This window comes from Rhizobium sp. BK591 (genome assembly GCF_014195045.1).
GTDB classification, from domain to species: domain Bacteria; phylum Pseudomonadota; class Alphaproteobacteria; order Rhizobiales; family Rhizobiaceae; genus Rhizobium; species Rhizobium anhuiense.
In genome coordinates, this window is sequence record NZ_JACIAZ010000003.1 from 493,379 (window position 1) to 512,741 (window position 19,363).

At 60.3% G+C, this 19,363-nt stretch carries 19 protein-coding genes and 1 tRNA gene; 11 read left to right on the plus strand and 9 right to left on the minus strand.

What is annotated here, in order from left to right:
- Positions 1–56: 56 nt before the first annotated feature.
- Together FHX10_RS15470 and FHX10_RS15475 are read right to left on the minus strand one after the other, a co-directional pair.
- A complete protein-coding gene (locus FHX10_RS15470; protein ID WP_029867968.1) occupies positions 57–899 on the minus strand; it encodes a universal stress protein in 843 nt (280 codons plus the stop codon).
- A gap of 107 nt (positions 900–1,006) precedes the next feature.
- Positions 1,007–1,783 (minus strand): competence/damage-inducible protein A, encoded by a 777-nt coding sequence (locus FHX10_RS15475; RefSeq protein WP_029867969.1) that lies wholly within the window; start codon positions 1,781–1,783, stop codon positions 1,007–1,009.
- A 261-nt stretch (positions 1,784–2,044) separates the two neighbouring features.
- Here FHX10_RS15475 and wrbA point away from each other — a divergent pair, with 261 nt between their 5' ends.
- Positions 2,045–2,641: an NAD(P)H:quinone oxidoreductase type IV gene (wrbA, locus tag FHX10_RS15480; protein WP_029867970.1), complete on the plus strand. Its 597-nt coding sequence runs from the start codon at positions 2,045–2,047 to the stop codon at positions 2,639–2,641.
- A gap of 150 nt (positions 2,642–2,791) precedes the next feature.
- Positions 2,792–2,876: transfer RNA gene (locus tag FHX10_RS15485), tRNA-Leu, on the plus strand.
- 271 nt (positions 2,877–3,147) lie between these two features.
- On the opposite strand, the gene FHX10_RS15490 is transcribed toward FHX10_RS15485, so the two are convergent.
- Positions 3,148–3,522 (minus strand): VanZ family protein, encoded by a 375-nt coding sequence (locus FHX10_RS15490; protein WP_029867971.1) that lies wholly within the window; start codon positions 3,520–3,522, stop codon positions 3,148–3,150.
- Positions 3,523–3,702: 180 nt separating this feature from the next.
- Here FHX10_RS15490 and ilvA point away from each other — a divergent pair, with 180 nt between their 5' ends.
- From ilvA to FHX10_RS15510, 4 genes are all read left to right on the plus strand, one after another.
- Positions 3,703–4,953: a threonine ammonia-lyase gene (gene ilvA / locus FHX10_RS15495; RefSeq protein WP_029867972.1), complete on the plus strand. Its 1,251-nt coding sequence runs from the start codon at positions 3,703–3,705 to the stop codon at positions 4,951–4,953.
- Positions 4,954–4,990: 37 nt separating this feature from the next.
- A complete protein-coding gene (locus FHX10_RS15500) occupies positions 4,991–5,317 on the plus strand; it encodes an HlyU family transcriptional regulator (RefSeq protein WP_029867973.1) in 327 nt (108 codons plus the stop codon).
- 254 nt (positions 5,318–5,571) lie between these two features.
- Entirely contained in the window at positions 5,572–6,843 is a 1,272-nt protein-coding gene (locus FHX10_RS15505; RefSeq protein WP_049813629.1) for a sensor domain-containing diguanylate cyclase, read from the plus strand.
- 203 nt (positions 6,844–7,046) lie between these two features.
- Complete coding sequence (locus FHX10_RS15510; protein WP_029867976.1) at positions 7,047–8,264, plus strand: MFS transporter; 1,218 nt, start codon at positions 7,047–7,049, stop codon at positions 8,262–8,264.
- 81 nt (positions 8,265–8,345) lie between these two features.
- Here FHX10_RS15510 and FHX10_RS15515 read toward each other — a convergent pair whose 3' ends face one another.
- The gene (locus FHX10_RS15515) at positions 8,346–9,122 is read right to left on the minus strand and encodes an SDR family oxidoreductase (protein WP_029867977.1); all 777 of its coding nucleotides are present in this window, start codon (positions 9,120–9,122) and stop codon (positions 8,346–8,348) included.
- A gap of 108 nt (positions 9,123–9,230) precedes the next feature.
- Between FHX10_RS15515 and FHX10_RS15520 the strand changes: the two genes are divergently transcribed.
- Positions 9,231–9,806, plus strand: coding sequence for a TetR/AcrR family transcriptional regulator (locus FHX10_RS15520; RefSeq protein ID WP_029867978.1), 576 nt, complete (start codon positions 9,231–9,233; stop codon positions 9,804–9,806).
- Between the two features lie 49 nt (positions 9,807–9,855).
- On the opposite strand, the gene FHX10_RS15525 is transcribed toward FHX10_RS15520, so the two are convergent.
- A complete protein-coding gene (locus FHX10_RS15525) occupies positions 9,856–10,470 on the minus strand; it encodes an FMN-dependent NADH-azoreductase (RefSeq protein WP_029867979.1) in 615 nt (204 codons plus the stop codon).
- A 139-nt stretch (positions 10,471–10,609) separates the two neighbouring features.
- Here FHX10_RS15525 and FHX10_RS15530 point away from each other — a divergent pair, with 139 nt between their 5' ends.
- The gene (locus tag FHX10_RS15530) at positions 10,610–11,578 is read left to right on the plus strand and encodes a LysR family transcriptional regulator (RefSeq protein ID WP_029867980.1); all 969 of its coding nucleotides are present in this window, start codon (positions 10,610–10,612) and stop codon (positions 11,576–11,578) included.
- Positions 11,579–11,676: 98 nt separating this feature from the next.
- Here the strand turns inward: FHX10_RS15530 and FHX10_RS15535 are convergent, their stop codons facing one another.
- The 4 genes from FHX10_RS15535 to FHX10_RS15550 form a co-directional block, all read right to left on the minus strand.
- The gene (locus FHX10_RS15535) at positions 11,677–13,665 is read right to left on the minus strand and encodes a bifunctional 2',3'-cyclic-nucleotide 2'-phosphodiesterase/3'-nucleotidase (RefSeq protein ID WP_029867981.1); all 1,989 of its coding nucleotides are present in this window, start codon (positions 13,663–13,665) and stop codon (positions 11,677–11,679) included.
- A 341-nt stretch (positions 13,666–14,006) separates the two neighbouring features.
- Entirely contained in the window at positions 14,007–14,411 is a 405-nt protein-coding gene (locus FHX10_RS15540) for a PilZ domain-containing protein (protein WP_029867982.1), read from the minus strand.
- An 84-nt stretch (positions 14,412–14,495) separates the two neighbouring features.
- Positions 14,496–15,377: a DMT family transporter gene (locus tag FHX10_RS15545; RefSeq protein ID WP_029867983.1), complete on the minus strand. Its 882-nt coding sequence runs from the start codon at positions 15,375–15,377 to the stop codon at positions 14,496–14,498.
- Positions 15,378–15,449: 72 nt separating this feature from the next.
- A complete protein-coding gene (locus FHX10_RS15550) occupies positions 15,450–15,911 on the minus strand; it encodes an Lrp/AsnC family transcriptional regulator (RefSeq protein WP_028757384.1) in 462 nt (153 codons plus the stop codon).
- 155 nt (positions 15,912–16,066) lie between these two features.
- On the opposite strand from FHX10_RS15550, the gene ald reads away from it, so the two are divergent.
- From ald to FHX10_RS15570, 3 genes are all read left to right on the plus strand, one after another.
- Entirely contained in the window at positions 16,067–17,185 is a 1,119-nt protein-coding gene (gene ald, locus FHX10_RS15555; protein WP_028757383.1) for an alanine dehydrogenase, read from the plus strand.
- A 228-nt stretch (positions 17,186–17,413) separates the two neighbouring features.
- On the plus strand, positions 17,414–18,343 hold the full coding sequence (locus FHX10_RS15560; protein WP_028757382.1) for a helix-turn-helix domain-containing protein: 930 nt from the start codon (positions 17,414–17,416) through the stop codon (positions 18,341–18,343).
- A gap of 250 nt (positions 18,344–18,593) precedes the next feature.
- Positions 18,594–19,343: an SDR family oxidoreductase gene (locus FHX10_RS15570; RefSeq protein WP_028757380.1), complete on the plus strand. Its 750-nt coding sequence runs from the start codon at positions 18,594–18,596 to the stop codon at positions 19,341–19,343.
- Positions 19,344–19,363: the final 20 nt, after the last annotated feature.

Here is a 19,363-nt window from a genome sequence, read left to right on the forward strand (position 1 = left end):
CAATTAGCGGGATTTGCCGGCAAAACGCAAGAGCAGCAATGATTGCGGCAAGAGGATCATCGCGACAACAGGGTCAGCGCCGTCATCGATTGCAGCAAGCTCTTCGTCGTGCCGCCGAAGATCATCTGCCAGAGCCAGGAATGCGTATAGGCGCCCATGACGAGAAGATCGATGCTGCTGTCCGAAAGCCGGTTCTCGATGACATGCGACGCGTTCTTGTCCACACTTTGGGCCGTCGAAAGCGTCGTCTTCACGCCATGACGGGCGAGTGTGGCGGCAATCTCGGCGCCGGCGGTGAGCGGCGATTGCAGCGCCGTGTCGGCCGGATCGACCGAAAAGATCTCCACCTCCTCGGCGGCTTTGAGGATCGGCAACGCGTCGAAGGTCGCGCGCGCCACCTCCTTCGAGCCGTTCCAGGCGATCAGCACGCGTTTGATCGGCTTCGGCTGGCGGATGATATAGGGGATCATCAGCACCGGCCGGCCGGTTTCGAAAAGGAAGCTGTCGACGTCGACTTGGCTGTCGGAAGGTTTGGCCGGATCGGCCTGCGAGGCGATCAGAAGGTCGGCGCTGCGTGCACTTTCGATCAGCGGCGCGGAGCCGTAGCCGGTTGAGGTCGCAAAGCTGCGCCACTCGTAGGAGGCGCCTGTCGCAGCCGCTTTTGCCCGGAAGATGCGCTCAACCGCGAGCGTTTCGCTATGCGCCATGTCCTGCAGCGCCTGCACGGCGACGGGATCGGGGATTTCCATCGGCGCCACCAGCGGCACGGCGGAGATGATTTCGGCATGCAGGCCGATCACATGGGCACCGCTTTCAGCGGCGATGGCAAAGGCGAAATCGGCAACCGCAGCACTATTATCGGATGTATCGAGTATGGCGAGAATGGTTTTGTAAGACATATCAATTCTCCTTGCGCTGAAATGGCGTGCGCGAGGGAAGGAATGCACCGGCCCCTTCTGCTGTTCCTTGACAGGGATCAAGGATGACCCCCGTTCCGGCGTTTCCTTCAAGCCTCGGCAGAATGGTTTTCTGTGATGTCCTTCCTCCGGCGGATGGCTTCGATCATCGCCTGCACCTCGGCGCCGGCCGCATCGATCACTGCCTGCGAGCGGCCGCGCACGACGATCTCGGTCGAGAATTTCTGGCCGATATAGCGCGGGTAGGAGCCGATGCTGGTTTCCGGATGCGCTTTCTGGATCGCGGTCAAGGGCGTGCCGATTTCACCTTCGCCGTAAGGGCAGGCGATGGCGAGCGACAGCACCGGCGTGCCGGTCCGAAGCGCCGGCAGCACATTGTCGACCATTGCCTGGAAGACCTGCGGGACGCCGGCCATGACATGGACATTGCCGATGATGAAGCCAGGCGCCGTCGAGACGGGATTGGCGATATGCACGGCCCCGCGCGGCATGCGCGCCATGCGCTGGCGGGCTTCGGTGAATTCCATCTCGCGGCGCCGATACATTTCGGCCAGCAGCGTCATCGCCGTTTCGTCGTATTCGCAGGGCAGGCCGAAAGCCTTGGAGATGGCGTCGGCGGTGATGTCGTCATGCGTCGGCCCGATGCCGCCCGAAGTGAAGACGTAATCATATTTGCCGCGAAGCGCATTTAGCGCCTCGACGATCGCCTCCTCGTCGTCGGCGACGATGCGCACCTCCTTGAGGTCGATGCCGGAAAGCGTGAGCAGATCGGCGAGATGGCCAATATTTTTGTCCTTGGTGCGGCCGGAAAGAAGTTCGTCGCCGATGGCGAGCATGGCGGCGGTGACGACGATGTCTTGGCTCATGGGATGTTCCGTAATGTGAAGCTGGTGAATAGGTAGCGCCGTTCGATCTCTTTGCAAACAGCCGGAGCATTATGCCGCAAGTGCAAGCGGTTATCGGACGGCAGCATCTGCGTCCATTTTGCTGAAATGAAAAGGCAAGTGAATTTTCGTCTACATCAGTTGAACACTGAGTTCTTCAGGCCGGGGCTTTGTTCAAGCAGGCGGGCTGATAGACATCCTCCGGTCACGAAATTCAACCCGATGTTTCAAGAAAGATAGAAGATGGCGAAGGTTCTCGTCCTTTATTATTCGGCTTACGGCCATATCGAAACCATGGCCTATGCCGTCGCCGAAGGCGCGAAGTCGGCCGGTGCCGAGGTCACCGTCAAGCGCGTTCCGGAACTGGTTCCGGAAGAGGTCGCCAAGGCTTCCTATTACAAGGTCGATCAGGCCGCTCCGATCGCCACCGTCGACGAACTGGCGGATTATGACGCGATCATCGTCGGTGCCGGCACCCGCTTCGGCACGGTCGCCTCGCAGATGCGCAATTTCTGGGATCAGACGGGCGGCCTCTGGTTCGCCGGCAAGCTCGTCGGCAAGATTGGTTCGGTCTTCACCTCTTCGGCCACCCAGCATGGCGGCCAGGAATCGACCATCCTCGGCTTCATCCCGACCTTCCTGCACCAGGGCATGGTCGTTGCCGGCCTTCCCTATGCCTTCCAGGGCCAGATGGGCACCGAGGAAGTCAAGGGCGGCTCGCCCTACGGCGCGTCCACCATCACCAACGGCGATGGCTCGCGCCAGCCCTCCGAGATCGAGCTGGAAGGCGCGAAATACCAGGGCGCCCATGTTGCCAAGCTGGCCGCCAAGCTCGCCTGAGCGTTGATACTGACATGATGAAGGGTGCGGCGGGCGTGAGGCTCGCCGCGCCTTATCCGTTTTCGTTGGCGCAGCCGACAAAACGAGCACAATTTTACGCCTCGCGGCTCTTCCCATCGCCAATGACGCAAGATATTGAAAACGCAGCAAGCGGGCGTGGCGAAACTGGTAGACGCAAGGGACTTAAAATCCCTCGGCCTTGGCTGTACGGGTTCGACCCCCGTCGCCCGCACCATCTTCACAATCCTGTTTGAATATGCCTGTATTTTGTGCGTAAAAGCGCGTTGTTGCTTGACAATGACATTTTCGGTGCAAGGATTGCGCCGCGGCGGTTGAGTAAGTGTTGTCTTGTGGGAGTAAGACGATGGTTTACGATTGGAGTGGGGCGAGGGTTCGGCGCATCCGAATCTTCAAGACCAGTGTCGCACTTGTTCTGGGAACTGCGATGGCTGCAATACCACTGTTCTTTTGGGCAGTGCAGTTGCGCGCTTTCTAAGCTGGGACAATCAGCGTTCCGCTAGGGGAAGCGCGTTGGGCGCTTTCGTGTCGCGCCGCCTGTTGATCACCCAGCCGGCGAGCAGCCCGACGGCGGCACCCATGGCCTTGATACCCGCGTCATGCAGGCGCGGATGCCGCGTCGGCGAGAAGTACTGCAAATATTCGATGCCAACCGCACCGGCGATCAGCAGCACCGCCACCAATTTCCACTGTTTCGGATAGGCGAGCGCAAAGGCAAGGCCGAGGAGAACATAGGCGCTTGCGCGATCGGTATTGACCGTCGTCACTGTATCCGGCCTCAGCCCGATCGGTGAAATCGTGACGACGAGGATGAAGGCGAGCAGCAGCCAGGCGAGCGGTTTTGCGAGTTTGAATGTGATCATGGCTTCATATTAGTGGCTGGCCTTTTCATTGACAGTTAAAATCAGTTCATGTGCCGCTGATTTTGCGATTGGCTTAAGAAAAGCTTCCCAGGAGCGAACTGCAAATGGTCGAAGCGGGCTTTCTATTGCCGGCCGGCCTGTGCCATAGCGGCGCTGCAATCATGAGAATGGATCACGCCCGTGACGAGACTTGATGTCGAAAGCGCCGAAGAGGCAATGCGCAGCCTGTTTCCGGCAACGCCACTGCAGCTGAACGACCATCTGTCGGCCCGCTACGGGGCCGACATCTGGCTGAAGCGCGAGGACCTGTCGCCGGTGCGCTCCTACAAGATCCGCGGCGCCTTCAATTTCTTCCGCAAGGCGATCGGGCAGGGTGCGGCCGGCAAGACTTTCGTCTGCGCCTCGGCCGGCAATCATGCCCAGGGCTTTGCCTTCGTCTGCCGCCATTTCGGGGTGCCGGGCGTCGTCTTCATGCCGGTGACGACACCGCAGCAGAAGATCGACAAGACCCGCATGTTCGGCGCCGAATTCATCACCATCCGGCTGTTCGGCGACTTCTTCGACCAGTGCTACCAGGCCGCCCGCGAACATGTCGAGGCGGTCGGCGGCGTCATGGTGCCGCCCTTCGACCATGAGGACATCATCGAGGGCCAGGCGACGGTCGCCGCCGAAATCATGCAGCAGCTGCCGGAAGGAACCGTGCCCGACATGGTCGTCCTGCCGGTCGGCGGCGGCGGACTTGCCGCCGGCATCACCGGTTATCTCGACGGCACCGTGCCGAAATCGGCCTTCGTCTTCACTGAACCCGCCGGCGCGCCGAGCCTCAGGCGCAGCATCGAGGCGGGCAAGGTGACGACACTGGCCAAGGTCGACAATTTCGTCGATGGCGCCGCCGTCGCCCGCATCGGCGACCTGAATTTCGCCGCCCTTCGCCATTTCCCGGCAAGCCAAGTGCATCTGATGCCGGAGAACGCCATCTGCGTCACCATTCAGGAGATGCTGAATGTCGAAGGCGTCGTGCTGGAACCGGCCGGCGCCCTGTCGCTGACGGCGATCGCCGCGATGGACGGCCAAACGATCCGTGGCAAGACCGTCGTTGCCGTCGTCTCCGGCGGCAATTTCGATTTCGAGCGTCTGCCTGACGTAAAGGAAAGAGCCATGCGTTACGCGGGGCTGAAGAAATACTTCATCCTGCGGCTCGCCCAGCGCCCCGGCGCGCTCAGGGATTTCCTCAATCTGCTCGGTCCCGACGACGATATCGCCCGGTTCGAATATCTGAAGAAATCGGCACGCAACTTCGGCTCGATCCTGATCGGCATCGAAACCAAGGCGCCTGAGAATTTCGCCCGGCTGATCGGAAATTTCGAAGCTGCCGGCATGGGTTACGAGGATATCACCGAAAACGAGATCCTCGCCAACCTGATCATTTGACTTGGCGACAGCGATGCCGTCGTGCTAAAGGCGGAGCATGGCTTCGTTCATTTCAAATATCTTTTCGATGTTCTCCGGCGGCGGCAAACCGGCCACGGAAGCGGCAGGCCCTTCCGGCGAGCCCCAGCTTTACGGCGATTGCACGATCTATGCCGAGCCGCGCAGGGAAGGCAGCCAGTATCGCCTTGCCGGCCGCATTGAAAAGAAGGTCGGCGACGAGGTGCTGGTGCGCAATTTCATTCGCGCCGATCTGTTTTCTTCCTCCGACGACGCGATCGAATGCACGGTGCGCAAGGCGCATCAGATCATCGATCAGCATGGTTCGTCACTCTTTGGTGACGGCGAAAAGATTCGTCAGGTCTGAAATCGGGATCCGCCGGATCAGCACGCGATGCCGGCCCGCAATTGTTCTTGTTTATCAATCGGGTGACCCCGGGCCCCCGCCGGCGAACGCGATCTCACTCACGCAATCTTAAAGGATTGGGGTGAAAGGTATCTCCTGCAGGATTTGCAGGACGCCCTCGTGTTTGACTTTTTCCGACGATCGACCAAAGGATTCGCTGTCGCGATCGCCGCGCCGGCAGGAGACCGAGGGCGGATGTCCGGAGCCGAGCTATCGTGATGGAGACACTCAACCTCCTTCTCTTCGTCGTCGAAGCCATCGCCTATTTCGCGCTGATGGTGACGCTTCTGCATTTCCGTCATCGGCTCGGTCTCGGGGTTTTCCTGACGGCGCTCGGCGTCATGCATTTCATGGAGACCTATCTGGCGGCGGTCTTCTACGTCTCGCTGCCGTTCGGGGACGTATCGCCGGGTTCATCCGTCTTCTTCTCCGGCAAGCTGATGATGATCCTGATGCTTTATCTGCAGGAGGATGCCGCGACGGTGCGCCAGCCGATCTATGGCCTGTTCCTCGGTAACCTGCTCACCGTCGGCATCGCCGGGGTGCTCCAGCTGCACCAGCCCCTGCAGATGTCGCCGGACCACACCCCCGACGTCGATTTCCTCAAGGAGATGGGCTGGCTGATGGTCTGGGGCACGGCGCTGCTCTATGTCGATTCGCTCGGCATCATCCTGCTGTACGAAAAACTCGGCGACTTCTTCCGCCGCCGCGTCGTCCTGCGCTTCCTGATTTCAGGCTTCGTGCTGCTGACTTTCGACCAGATCGGCTTCTTTTCCGCGCTGCATTATTTCTTGGGAGTGCCGATCGCCGCCTTCTGGGGCGGCTGGAAGGCAAAGATGTTTGCCGTCTGCCTCTATGCGGCGATGTTCGCCATCTATGAGTATTACATTCGCCGCGGTCGGGCGGCCGTGTCTGCACGCTCGATCAGCGACGTGTTCGGCGACCTGACATTCCGCGAGCGCTACAACGATCTTCTGGAGCGCACCGGCCGCGATATGCTCACCGGCGTCTACGATCGGACGCGCATGGAGATGGAAGCGCCGCTGATGCTGCGCGAGGCGCTGAAGCAAGGCCTGTTCGCCACCGTCCTCATTCTCGATGCCGATCACTTCAAGGATGTCAATGACGGCTACGGCCATCTCCAGGGCGACGAAGTGCTGAAGGCGATCGCCGCCCGATTGGGCACGACGCTGCGGTCCAGCGACCGCGTCTTCCGCTTCGGCGGCGAGGAATTCGTTGCCGTCTGCCCAGGCACTGACCACGAGGAGGGGCTGCGGCTCGCCGAGCGCCTCCGTTGGACGATCGCGACCAGCGTCAAGACGCCGGATGACAGGCCGGTCACCGTCAGTATCGGCGTTGCGACCGCCGATGAGGACGGCGTCGATTTCACCGCCGTGCTGACGGCTGCCGACGGCAGGCTCTACGCGGCGAAGAAGAGCGGCCGCAACTGCGTCGTCGGCCGCTCAGGCGTGGTGAAACTCAATTAGTCCGGCTGGCCTTAATTTTGAAACTCTTCCCACTTGGCTGAACTCGATGTTGAGGATGTTGCTCCAACCGCAACATTTGTCATTGGATTTCAGTATTTTCAATATGTTAGTGGAAACATAAAAACGGCTTGTTCGTAAAATCCAAACGTGATCTCCATTGCCGCAATATCCCGGATGAGTTTTCCTGCGAAGGGCGTGGAGACATGAGTGATTCAATGGCACGGAAGAAAGTCGATGGCGGCGAGTTCGCCGTTTTGTGTATCGGAGGGTTTCTTCTTTCGATCGCTTATGGCGTGACCTTTCTGATCCCGGTGCTGGTGGGTCAGCGTGGCGGCGACGAGGCGCTGGCCGGTCTGATCATTTCGGCCGCCACTGTCAGCACCGTCATTATGGTGATCCTCTCCGGCCACATCGCGGATGCCATCGGCTCGGCGCGGGCGGTGGCTGTTTCGGGACTGTTTCTTGCGGCATCGGCGCTGGGATTCGCCATCATCCCATCGGCGGGATTGAGCCTGATGATTGTCGGTTTCATCCTCGGCATCGGTTGGGGCGCGTTTTATACGCTCGGACCCATTCTGGTCGCCGCGATCGTCGAGCCCGTGCACCGCATCAGGTTTTTTGCCCTGCTTTCGGGATCGATGATGTCGGGCATCGGCGCTGGACCGATCATTGGCCGCATTGCCACCGGCTGGTCGATGCCGATCGAGACAGCCTTCGTATTTGCCTTCCTCTCCAGTCTCGCCGGCGGTGCGCTTTACTTTTTGCTCCACATCAGGCTGACCAAGGCCGGCAAGATCTTGCCGCATGTCAACAAGATCTCGTTTGGCGCGACGCGGGAGGTGATTGCTTCGCCGGCCATCTATTCCATCGTCATGGTCGGCATCGGCGGTGCGATGTTCGGCGGGCTGTCCAGCTTTCAGACCAGCTACGCCAAGGCGCACGGGTTCGACTACTCCCTGTTCTTCATCGGCTTCATGTCCGCCGCGATTCTGAGCCGGCTGTTCGTGGCGGGCTATGTGGTCAAGAAGGACCCGCTCTATTCGCTCTTGATCCTGACCAGCCTGACGCTGGCATCGATCCTGCTGTTCCTGATGCTGATATCAAGTCAGCTTGCCTATCTCGGAGGCGCAGCGATGCTGGGTCTGGGCTATGGGCTGACCTATTCCGTCATCAACGGCCTGGCTGCCAATGAGGCTCCCGCCGGCCTTATGCCGCAATCACTTCTGTTGTTCTCGCTGGCCTATATCATCGGCGTCTTCGGCTTTCCGCTGATCGCCGGCAATCTGATCGTTTCCTCCGGCGTGCAGACCATGCTGTACGTCGTGCTCATGCTTGCCGTCCTGAATTTCGCACTTGTCCTGTTTCGTATTGCCCAGCGCGCGACAGGCGCAAACGAAGCAAGCGTCCTCAGGAGAAAATAGCAGCGCTCGAGGACGGCGGACCGGGTCGGCGAGGAGATTGACGGCGGGGCCGGGCAAGGTCACTTGCCCGGCCCGGCAGGTTCAGGCGGCGCGAAAAATCTTGGCGCCGGAGGGGGCGCTCGTCATGCCGCCATCGACGGTGATCTCGATGCCGGTGACGTTGGCCGAATCATCCGAAGCCAGATAGAGCGCCGCCTTGGCGATTTCGTCGGCTTCGCTCATGCGGCCGAGCGGGCTCATGCCGCCGATGCGGGCCTCGAGCGCCGACATTGCATCTTCCGTCTGGGCCATCGGCGACCAGATCGGCGTCTTCGTGCCGCCTGGCGTTACCTGATTGACGCGGATGCCGCGCGGCGCAAGTTCGGACGCCATATTGCGCGTCATCGCCCGGACCGCCGCCTTGGTCGCCGCATAGGCCGACCAGCCGGGAGCGCCGAGCACGGCATGCACCGAACCATTGAGGATCACCGAAGCGCCGTCATTGAGATGCGGCAGGGCCGATTGCACCGTGAAGAAAACCGCCGTCAGATTGGTGCTGATGATCTGGTTGAACTGCTCCGGCGAGGTGTCACCAAGTGGCGTCGCGCCGCCGATGCCGGCATTGGCGAAGACGATGTCGAACTTGCCGACCTTTCCGGCGGCTTCCGCAAAGGCCTTTTCGGTGGCGGCGGCATCGGTGACATCGACCTTCAGCGCCAGCACGCCGGCCCCGAGCGCCTTTTCGGCAGCGGCGAGCGTTTCCGGGTTGCGGCCGGTGATGACGACCCTGGCGCCCTCATCGATGAAGACTCGGGCGGTCGCAAGACCGATGCCGCTGTTTCCGCCGGTGATCAGGGCGATCTTGTTTCTTAGACGCATGATTCATGCTCCTCTTGGAATTGGCAACGATCTAGATTATGATCGTTATCTATCAGGATTACGATAGTAATCCATATGAGTCAAGAAGCAGTACTGGAGAGATTTCGGATGGGCCGTTCGCAGCTGGAGAAACAGAAGACGCACGAGAAGATTGTCGAGACCGCGTCGAAGCGGCTGCGCGAGGAGGGGCTTGACGGTATCGGCGTCGCCGACCTGATGAAGGAAGCCGGACTGACCGTCGGCGGCTTCTACAAGCATTTCGCCTCCCGCGACGATTTGGTCGCCGAGGCGATCCAGTCCGCTTTCGATTCATGGGGACGCAAGCTGGAGGCCGAAGGCATCAACCCGGCGGAGATGACGGCCGCCGATGTCGCCGATCGTTATGTCAGCGCCTATCACCGTGACAATCCGGGTGAGGGCTGCCCTTTTGCCGCGCTGACCTCCGACATATCCCGCAGCGGCGAGAAGGCGCGGGGGATCGCGACGGACGGGCTCCGGCGTAATTTCGCGTCATTGGCGGGCAAGGCTGCGGGAGCGGACGATAGAGAACGGCGGCGCAAGGCGATCATGGCCTTCGCGATGATGGCCGGCGGCGTTGGCCTTGCCAGGATTTCATCCGATGAAGAACTCTCGGCCGAAATCCTGGCGACCGTCCGGGATTTTGTCGCCGATATCGACAAATGACGAACGGCCGGCGAGAGCCGGCCGTTCCATGGAGCGTTTTAGGCGCCGATCAGGCGGCTAAGGCGATTTCCTGGACGCGCGACTTGGCGGCGCCGATGGCTTTTTCGGCAGCTTCCGGTCCGAAGGCCAGGCCTTCGACATAGATGGTCTCGACATCGGTGATGCCGAGGAAGCCGAGAACCGACTTCAGGTACGGAACGGCATGGTTCAGCGGAGCAGCCGGTCCCTGCGAATAGACCCCACCGGAAGCCAGTACCACATAAACCTTCTTACCGGTCAGGAGGCCGACCGGGCCGCTTTCCGTGTACTTGAAGGTCACGCCGGCGCGGGCGACGTTGTCGATCCAGGTCTTCAGCGACGAATAGATGTTGAAGTTGATCAGGCCGGTGCTGATGACGATCGTGTCGGCGGCAAACAACTCGTTGACGAGTTCGTCGGAGGTTTTGATGGCTGCGATTTCTTCGGCGGTACGGGCTTCTGCCGGCTTGCGGATCGCGCCGGTAAAGAGGTCATCGATATGCGGCAGCGGGTTGGTGGCCAGGTCACGGCGGACGACGACGCTGCCCGGGTTCTGGCTCTTCAGCTTTTCGGCGAGATCGACGGCGATCGGCGTCGAGAGCGATTCGGCACGCGGGCTGGACGTCAGAAGAAGGATGGACGACATGGTGCATTTCCTTTCGAATTGAATTTGACGGCCCGTTGCTGGGAGATGAGCCGCAGTCTCGATCAGGAAAATAGGTCTGGCCTGCTATCGAAAAAACGGGGATAATGTCGATCGAAACTATCGATGGAATGGATGGAAGATGCTGCCGAACCCAACGCTGGACCAATTGCAGGTGTTTCTGACCGTTGCCGAAACCGGCAGCTTCTCGGCCGCTTCGCGGGCGCTGAACCGGGCGCAATCGGTGGTGAGCTATACGATCGCCAATCTGGAGGCGCAGCTTGAAGTGCCGCTTTTCGAGCGCTCCGGTGCGCGCCAGCCGAAGCTGACGGAAGCGGGCAAGGCGATGCTGGAGGATGCGCGGCGCATTCTGGGCGACCTGCAGGTCATGCGGGCGCGGGTCAAGAGCCTGAGGGAAGGGCTCGAAGCGGAGGTGTCCGTCGCCATCAGCGTCATGGTGCCGTCACGGGCCATGGTGGATGTATTGCGCGAATTCCGCGAGATGTTTCCCACCGTTTCGTTGAACCTCAATGTCGGCGAGCTCGGAATGGTCATGGATCTCGTCCTCAGCGGCAAGGCGACGATCGGCATTGGCGGCGCAGTCGTCAAGCAGGACGATTCGATCGTTACGGAGCGGATCGGTCATTCCTTCATGTTGCCGGTTGCCGCGCGCAACCACCCGCTGGCTGGGATTGGCCGGCCGCTGACGCTGGGCGATGTGCGTGAGGAAGTGCAGCTCGTCGTTACCGATGCGTCGGGCCGGACGAAGGGCCGCGATTTCAACGTTCTGTCCTACAAGACCTGGCGCGTCAGCGATATTGCAACGAAGCACCAGCTCATCAAAGCCGGTCTTGGCTGGGGCGGCCTCCCGGCTTCCCTGATCCATGACGATCTGGTGAGCGGCACGCTCGTCCATCTCGATCTGGATGCCTATGAACAGGGGGAGTATCCGATATATTCGGTGCGCCAGCTCGCCAACCCGCCCGGACCTGCCGCCACCTGGATGATTGATGCGTTCCGCTCGCGGCTTTCCCATTGCCCGAGCCAGGCCGATTTCCATGCGCAGATGGCCGAACTCCAGGAACCCGCGGCACCGCTCGCGGCAGAATGATGAAGGCGCGGGTGCCGCGCCTTCGTCTACATATCCTTCGATGCGTAGATTCAAGGTGTTAGAGCGTCCTTTGTGCGTCCGAAAGGACGCACGGCGCTCTAGAGAACCAGCCTGAACTTGGAGAAACCGTCGGCGCCTTCGCCGGCATCCTCGATCTTGACGCTCTTTACCTCGCCGAGGAACTGCTTCGCCTTCGGGCCACTTTCGAAGGTCGCGGTCGTACCGGGAAGCGGTTTGAAGGTCCAGTTTGCGTCGGCCGACGGATTGATCGTGCCCTGGTCATGGATATAGCGGACGATGACGTCGCGGTTGGTATCCGGCGCCTGGAAGATCACCTTGTCTGCGGTGATCTCCGGGAAATTGCCGCCGCCGCCGGCGCGGTAATTGTTCGAGACGACGACGAACTTTTGGGCCGGATCGATCGGCTTGCCATCGAAGGCGAGGTTCTGGATGCGGTTGGCGTCCGGATTGATCGCCTTGCCGGATGAATCATATTTCGGCGGCTGCGACAGGTCGATCTGGTAGGTGACCCCGTCGATCACGTCGAAATTATAGGACGGGAAGTCGCTGTTGAGCAGCGGCGCGTCCTTCGAGCCCGCTTCGATGTGATTGAACATGCCGGCCGACATTTCGAGCCAGTTCTTCACCTGTGCGCCGGTGATGGCGACAGCCTGCACCGTGTTCGGGTAGAGATAGAGATCGGCGACGTTCTTGATGGCGATATTGCCGGCTGGAACGTCGGTATAGTAGTCGGCGCCGCCACGCCCGCCGGCCTTGAAGGGAGCCGCCGCCGAAAGCACCGGCAGGTCCTTGAAAGCGGTATCGGCGAGCATCTGCCTGATGTACCAGGTCTGCGCCTGTGAGACGACCTGCACCGAAGGGTCGTCGGCGACCAGCGCGAAGTAGGAGTAGAGCGGTGCGGACGTCTTGCCGACCGGGGTGCGGACATAGGCAAGGGTCGCCTCGTGCTCGGCCTTGGCGGCCTCGACCACTTCCTTCTTGTCTGCGTAATCGGCCACCACCTTCTTCTTGTCGTCGCGATGATAGATCGGCCGGGCTTCCGCGGTGAAATCGACGATCTTCCAGCTATTGCCGTCCTTTTCGAGCAGCAGGTCGATCAGGCCGAGATGCGAGCCCCAGAAGCCGGCCATCACGGTGGGCTTGCCATGCAGGGTGCCCTTGACCGGATCGGCATTGGCGATGCCGTCCCAGCTCTTCGGGCCGGGGAAGACGAGATGCTGGTGACCGGTGAAGATGGCGTCGATCCTGTCGACGGCCGCCAGATGCAGTGAGGCGTTTTCCATCTTTTCGGACGGTGCGCTGCCGTCGATGCCGGAATGGGAGAGTGCGATGACGATATCGGCGCCGGCCTCCTTCATGGCGGGAACCCAGGCCTTGGCGGCCTCGACGATATCGCGCGTTTGCGCCTTGCCTTCGAGGTTCTTGATGTCCCAGAGCATGATCTGCGGCGGGACGAAGCCGATGAAGCCGATCTTGACCGGGCTCTCATTACCGGCGCCGTCCTTGATCTGTTTTTCCAAGACGACGTAGGGCTTGAAGAAGAGGTCGTCCTGCTTCGGGTCCGAGGCAAGCTGGCCCTTGGTCAGGTTGGCGCAGACGAAGGGGAAGTTCGCGCCCGAGAGTACCTTGAACATGAAGTCGAGGCCGTAGTTGAACTCGTGATTCCCGAGCGTTCCCACCGTATAGCCGAGCGTGTTCATCGCCTTGATCACCGGATGGACGTCGCCCTCCTTCATGCCGTGCTGATAGGCCATGTAGTCGCCCATCGGATTGCCCTGCAGCACGTCGCCATTGTCGATCAGCAGCGAGTTGACGGCCTCGGCGCGGATGCCGTCGATGATCGTCCCGGTGCGGGCAAGACCCATCGTGTCGTTCGGCTTGTCGGCATAATAGTCATAGGGGAAGACGTTGACGTGAATATCCGTCGTTTCCATCAGCCTCAGATGCGCCTGGTTGGCGCTGGCCCGCGCGCTGAAGGGGTGCAGCAGCACCAGGGCGGAAGTGGCGGCGAGGCCGCCGAGCAGGGAACGGCGGCTCATTACGCCAACATCGAAAATAGAAGACATGGAAACTCTCCTTCAAGGATCATGCATCGTCCGGCCCGTCAGAATTAGGACGATTTGCCGTGGAGTACACTGCGAAAATGACAGGACGTCAAAACAATCCGCCGGGAAAGCAGCGTGGCTCCGAAATACAATTTATGGTGCAGTGGTCCGGCTGAAATTTCATCGGGGACGGATCATCGGCAGGATCGATCCTGCTCCGCCGTCAACGCCAAGAGCGCCGCCATCGACTTCGGAGGCGTCAGGCTGTCGTAGACGCAAGGGGCGGTCACCCTCGACGTCAACGTCAACCGCAGCTACTGGAACGATCTTAGCCGCTCCTTCGGGGCAAAGGCGGTGCAGCCTTACGATTTCAGTGTCGATGCCGCCAAGTGAGGCGTCCGATCGCCATTGGCGCCTGATATGGTCAACGGGCGGGTCGCCAGTACCGGCCGGACTTCTTTATGGAAGAATCGGAAATAGGAGGACACCTGTGCCCGCGCATTAGAGTTCACGTCGAACTGGATGCCGACGCGGCCGTTGTGCTTCCAGCGGATGACGCCTTCGAGCAGCCCGAGGTTTTCGGCCTCGATCCGCACCTTGCTGCCGGAGGCGGCATGGAACGGCCCTTTCATCTCCAGGGCGGCGCCGGTTACCGACAGGTTGAGAATGCGGGCATCCACCTGGCTGTTCAGATATTTGACATTGCCGAAAACGCGGCAGCTTTTCCGGTCGGCCTTTCGGGCCGTGATTTTCAAATTACGAGTCATACTGTCTCCCTTCTACAGCGAGGGAGCATAGCGCCCGAAAATTGAAATGGTTTTAGGGGCTTGGCTAAAATTGCAGTGAAACCGTCAGTTTGCCGCGGCGGCTCTGCGTCCCACTACATGTTCGCGCCAGACCGTGAAGATGCCGGCGGCGACCACGATCGCCGAGCCGACGATCATGTTGATGCTGAGCGTTTCGTCATAGATCACCATGCCGATGATCGAGGCGTAGACAAGTGACAGATAGGTCAGCGGCTGGACGGCGGCAGCATCGAGAATATCGTAGGCGCGAATGAGGAAATAATGGCTGGAGATGCTGGTCATACAGACGAGCGCCATCCAGCCCCAGTCGCCCGGCGACATCCAGCTCCAGTAGAATGGTCCGACCAGCGTCATCGTGACGCCGCCGACGACGCCGGTATAGAAGAAGCTGGTCATCGACGAATCGTCGCGGCTGACCAGGCGGGTGGCGATGACATAGAAGGCGAAGTTGAAGCAGGAAATGACGGCCAGAAGCAGCTTGAGGTCGAAAAATTCGCCTTCCGGCTTCAGGATCAGCAACACCCCGAACAGTCCGGCGCCGATCGCCGCCCACCGCCGCCACCCGACCCGCTCGCCGAGGATCGGCATTGCCAGCAGCGCGATCAGGATCGGCGTCGCGGAAAAGATCGCCTGTGAACGGGCAAGGCCGATCATGGCAAAACAGGTGATGGCGAGAACCACCTGAATCGCAAGCAGAACGCCGCGCGTCACCTGCAGGAAAGGCCGCTTGGTGCGGGCCGTCGCCTTGAGACCGCCGCGCATCTTCGAGGCGAGAATGATCGTGAAGAGCGCGAAAGCCCAGTAGCGGATCATCGTCACGAAGATCGGCGGATAGGTCGATGCCAGATGTTTCGAGATCGCGTCCTGCAAGGAGAAGATGGTGATTGCCAGCAGGGCGAAAATATAGCCGTGGGTCTTCGATGTCATGACATGCCGTTGAGCGGGAAACGCCCGCGCGCACCGAAAGTCTGGGCAGGCTTTCAATGAATATGCAAGGCCTCAAAGGCCGACATTCGGCCTGTCGATGATTTCTCTGAGCGCGAAACTGGAATTGATCTTGACGACGTGGGGCAGGGCAGACAGCCAGTCGCGGTGGATGCGCTCATAATCCTCGAGATCGCGCGCGGCGACGCGCAGGATATAATCGTATTCGCCCGACATCAGGTAGCAGACGAGCACGTTGGGGCAGAGCTTCACCGCCGCCTCGAATTCGGCCAGCGTCTTGGCGAACTGGCCGGAGAGCGAGATATGCACGATGGCGATCATCTTGTAGTCGAGCGCCTTGTGCGAAAGGCGGGCATGGTAGCCGTCGATGACGCCGCTTCTTTCCAAGATGTCGAGCCGGCGTGAACAGGCCGAAGGCGACAGTCCGATCCTTTCGGCAAGCTCGGCATTGGTGATGCGGGCATCGGCCTGCAGCACCTTCAGAATCGCAAGATCGATGGTGTCGAGATCGGCCATTCGAAGAACCTTCGAAGAAAGAGGGGCATTGCACAATAATCGCCGAAAAAATGCATTTGTGCAAATCGTCTTTGCAAGGACATTTCGCGGCCTTGATGATTGGATTCATCGTCTGAGGAGATCCGCGACTGCGGAGTGACATGAGAGGAACGCCAATGCGTGTCGGTTGCCCGAAGGAAATCAAGAATCATGAATATCGCGTCGGCCTGACGCCGGCTTCGGTGCGCGAATATGTCGCCCACGGGCACGAAGTCTGGGTCGAGACCAAGGCGGGCACCGGCATCGGCGCCGATGATGCCGCCTATGCCGCGGCTGGCGCCAAGATCGCCGCCTCTGCTAAAGATATCTTCGAAAAGTGCGACATGATCGTCAAGGTGAAGGAGCCGCAGCCCTCTGAATGGGCGCAACTCCGCGACGGTCAGCTTCTCTACACCTATCTGCATCTGGCGCCGGATCCCGAACAGACCAAGGGTCTGATCGCCTCCGGGGTGACCGCGATTGCCTATGAGACGGTGACCGACGAGCGCGGCGGCCTGCCGCTGCTGGCGCCGATGTCGGAAGTGGCAGGACGCCTGTCGATCCAGGCAGGAGCGACCGCGCTGCAGAAAGCCAACGGCGGCCTCGGCGTCCTGCTCGGCGGCGTACCCGGCGTGCTGCCGGCCAAGGTCGCGGTGATCGGCGGCGGCGTCGTCGGCCTGCATGCGGCCCGGATGGCCGCCGGTCTCGGCGCCGATGTCAGCATCCTCGACAAGTCGCTGCCGCGCCTACGCCAGCTCGACGATATCTTTTCCGGCCGCATCCACACCCGTTATTCCAGCATCCAGGCGCTGGAGGAGGAAGTCTTTTCGGCCGACCTGATTATCGGCGCGGTGCTGATCCCCGGCGCTGCTGCTCCGAAGCTCGTCACCCGGGAAATGCTTTCCGGCATGAAGAAGGGCTCCGTCATTGTCGATGTCGCCATCGACCAGGGCGGCTGCTTCGAGACCTCGCATGCGACGACCCATTCCGATCCGACCTATGAGGTTGACGGCGTCGTGCATTATTGCGTCGCCAACATGCCGGGCGCCGTGCCGGTCACCTCGGCGCATGCGCTGAACAATGCCACGCTGGTTCATGGTCTGGCGCTTGCCGATCGCGGCCTGCGCGCCATCGCCGAAGACAAGCATCTGAGGAATGGTCTCAACGTCCACAAGGGCCGCATCACCAGCAAGCCGGTCGCCGACGCACTGGGTTACGAAGCCTTCGCGCCGGAGAGCGTACTGAACGTAGCGTAAGCTATCTCACTCAAGGTGATGGCTTACAGCATTATTCTTCGATCGGCAGGGCGGTATCCGAAGGGATGCCGCCTTCTTTGTATGACGGCGCACCTGTAATCGAACCGCGACCGTCGGCGGCGTTGGAGCTATGTTTTTCCTCGTCAGGCAGCGCGATGAGTTGTGTCCCTCCCGAACAGTTGCCATCGTATCATGCCGATGTGCAGTCGCCATCCAAACGGAGCAGCAATGACGGTTGAGAGTCGAGAGCAAACATCGCCGGTTCCGCTTCGAACGTCACCGACCGGGCTCGAAACATATATTGCCGGCAGAACACTCGTCAGCGGGGATGGCCCAGCCTGGACCGACATATTCGTGCAGGTGTTTTCCCGCCTGAAGGTGCAACACCCCTTTCTTGTTCCGGCAGTCGCCGAGCCTCTCGTTGTTTGGGTGATCTCAGGCCAAGCATGTGTCGAGGAACGCGATCTGGGCGGGGAGTGGGAGGCCAATACAGTCAAAGTTGGGGACTTTTTTCTGACGCGGTCGCCCACGCCATACGAAATGCGCTGGCATGCCGAGGGAGACGAACCTTTCCAGGTAATGCATCTCTATCTCTCCGTTCCGTTGTTCGACCGGGTGGCGGAAGGGGTTCTCGGCAAGGCTGCCAGCGCCATGCGCCTGCGCGACGTATCTGGCGGCCGCGACCAGCATCTTTCCACCATGCTGGAACTGATCCATGCTGAACTGACGGCAGAAGGGCAGGGAAGTCGGCTCTTCGTGCAGGGATTGGCGCAGACGCTCGCTGTTCATCTTATTCGACAATATGCAACATTTGATGCAGAGACACGGCCGTCAAATGCCCTCCCGGGCGCCAAGCTACGGCGGGCCATCGCATTCATGGAAGCCAACCTTCAAGAGCCGTTTGATCTCGCACGTCTGGCGCAAACGGCCGGCATGAGCGCTTTTCACTTCAGCCGCCTCTTCAAGAAAGCCACCGGCCTTTCCCCATCCCATTACTTCATTCGCCAACGCATAGCCAAAGCCCAGCAACTTCTGCAGGAAACCAGCACCAGCATCATCGAGATCGGCATGTCCGTGGGGTATTCGAGCCCCAGCCATTTTGCTCAGATTTTCCGCCGGGAGGCCGGCGTCTCCCCCAGCGACTACCGTCGCAGTTAAAACGCGTCGCGATCTTTCAGATTGGCTCCTTGCGCTTTTAGGCCTTTGTTTTTGCGCATGTCTCGCAAAATCGCTGCACAGTTTTGCGTGGCATGCTTTAGGAATTCAGCTTGGTCCTTGCGGTTTTGAGCAAGATCCCAACAGGTCCCGCAAGGTCCCGAGAGAGGGATCATGCCCGCTTCCTTATGTTCCTCCTTGTCGAACACGACCGTCCTTTCGGTTGGAAGGGCGCCAGACAAGGAGATAAACCATGACGAATATCAGTGGAAAAATCGCGCTGGTCACCGGCGCCTCGAGCGGCATCGGCGCCGCTACCGCGTTGAAGCTCGCCGAGGCCGGCGCAAAGGTTGGGATCGCCGCCCGTCGCACCGACAAACTTGAAGGCCTCCAAAAGGAGATCGCCTCCAGGGGCGGTGAAGCCCTTGTGATCGAAATGGACGTGGTCGATCCAGCCTCCGTCGAAGCCGGCGTCAAAAAGCTGTTGGGTGCCTATGGTTCGATCGACATTCTCGTCAACAATGCCGGTCTGATGCCGCTTTCGGATGTCGATCAGTTCAAAGTCGACGAATGGCACCGGATGGTCGACGTCAATGTGAAGGGCCTGCTGAATACCACGGCTGCCGTTCTGCCGCAGATGATCAATCAACATTCCGGCCACATCTTCAACATGTCGTCGATCGCTGGCCGCAAGGTCTTCAAAGGCCTGTCGATCTATTGCGCCACCAAGCACGCGGTGGCCGCGTTCTCCGACGGCCTGCGCATGGAAGTGGGCCAGAAGCACAATATTCGGGTGACCTGCATCCAGCCGGGTGCCGTGGCGACCGAGCTGTACGATCACATCACCGAACCCGGCTATATCAAGCAGATGGACGATCTTGCCAAGCAAATGACGTTCCTGCAGGGCGAGGACATCGGCGACACCATCGTCTTTGCGGCGCAGGCGCCCGCACATGTGAATGTCGCGGAACTCTTCGTTCTGCCGGTCGAACAGGGCTGGTAACCACGCCAGAAGGTCTTTCA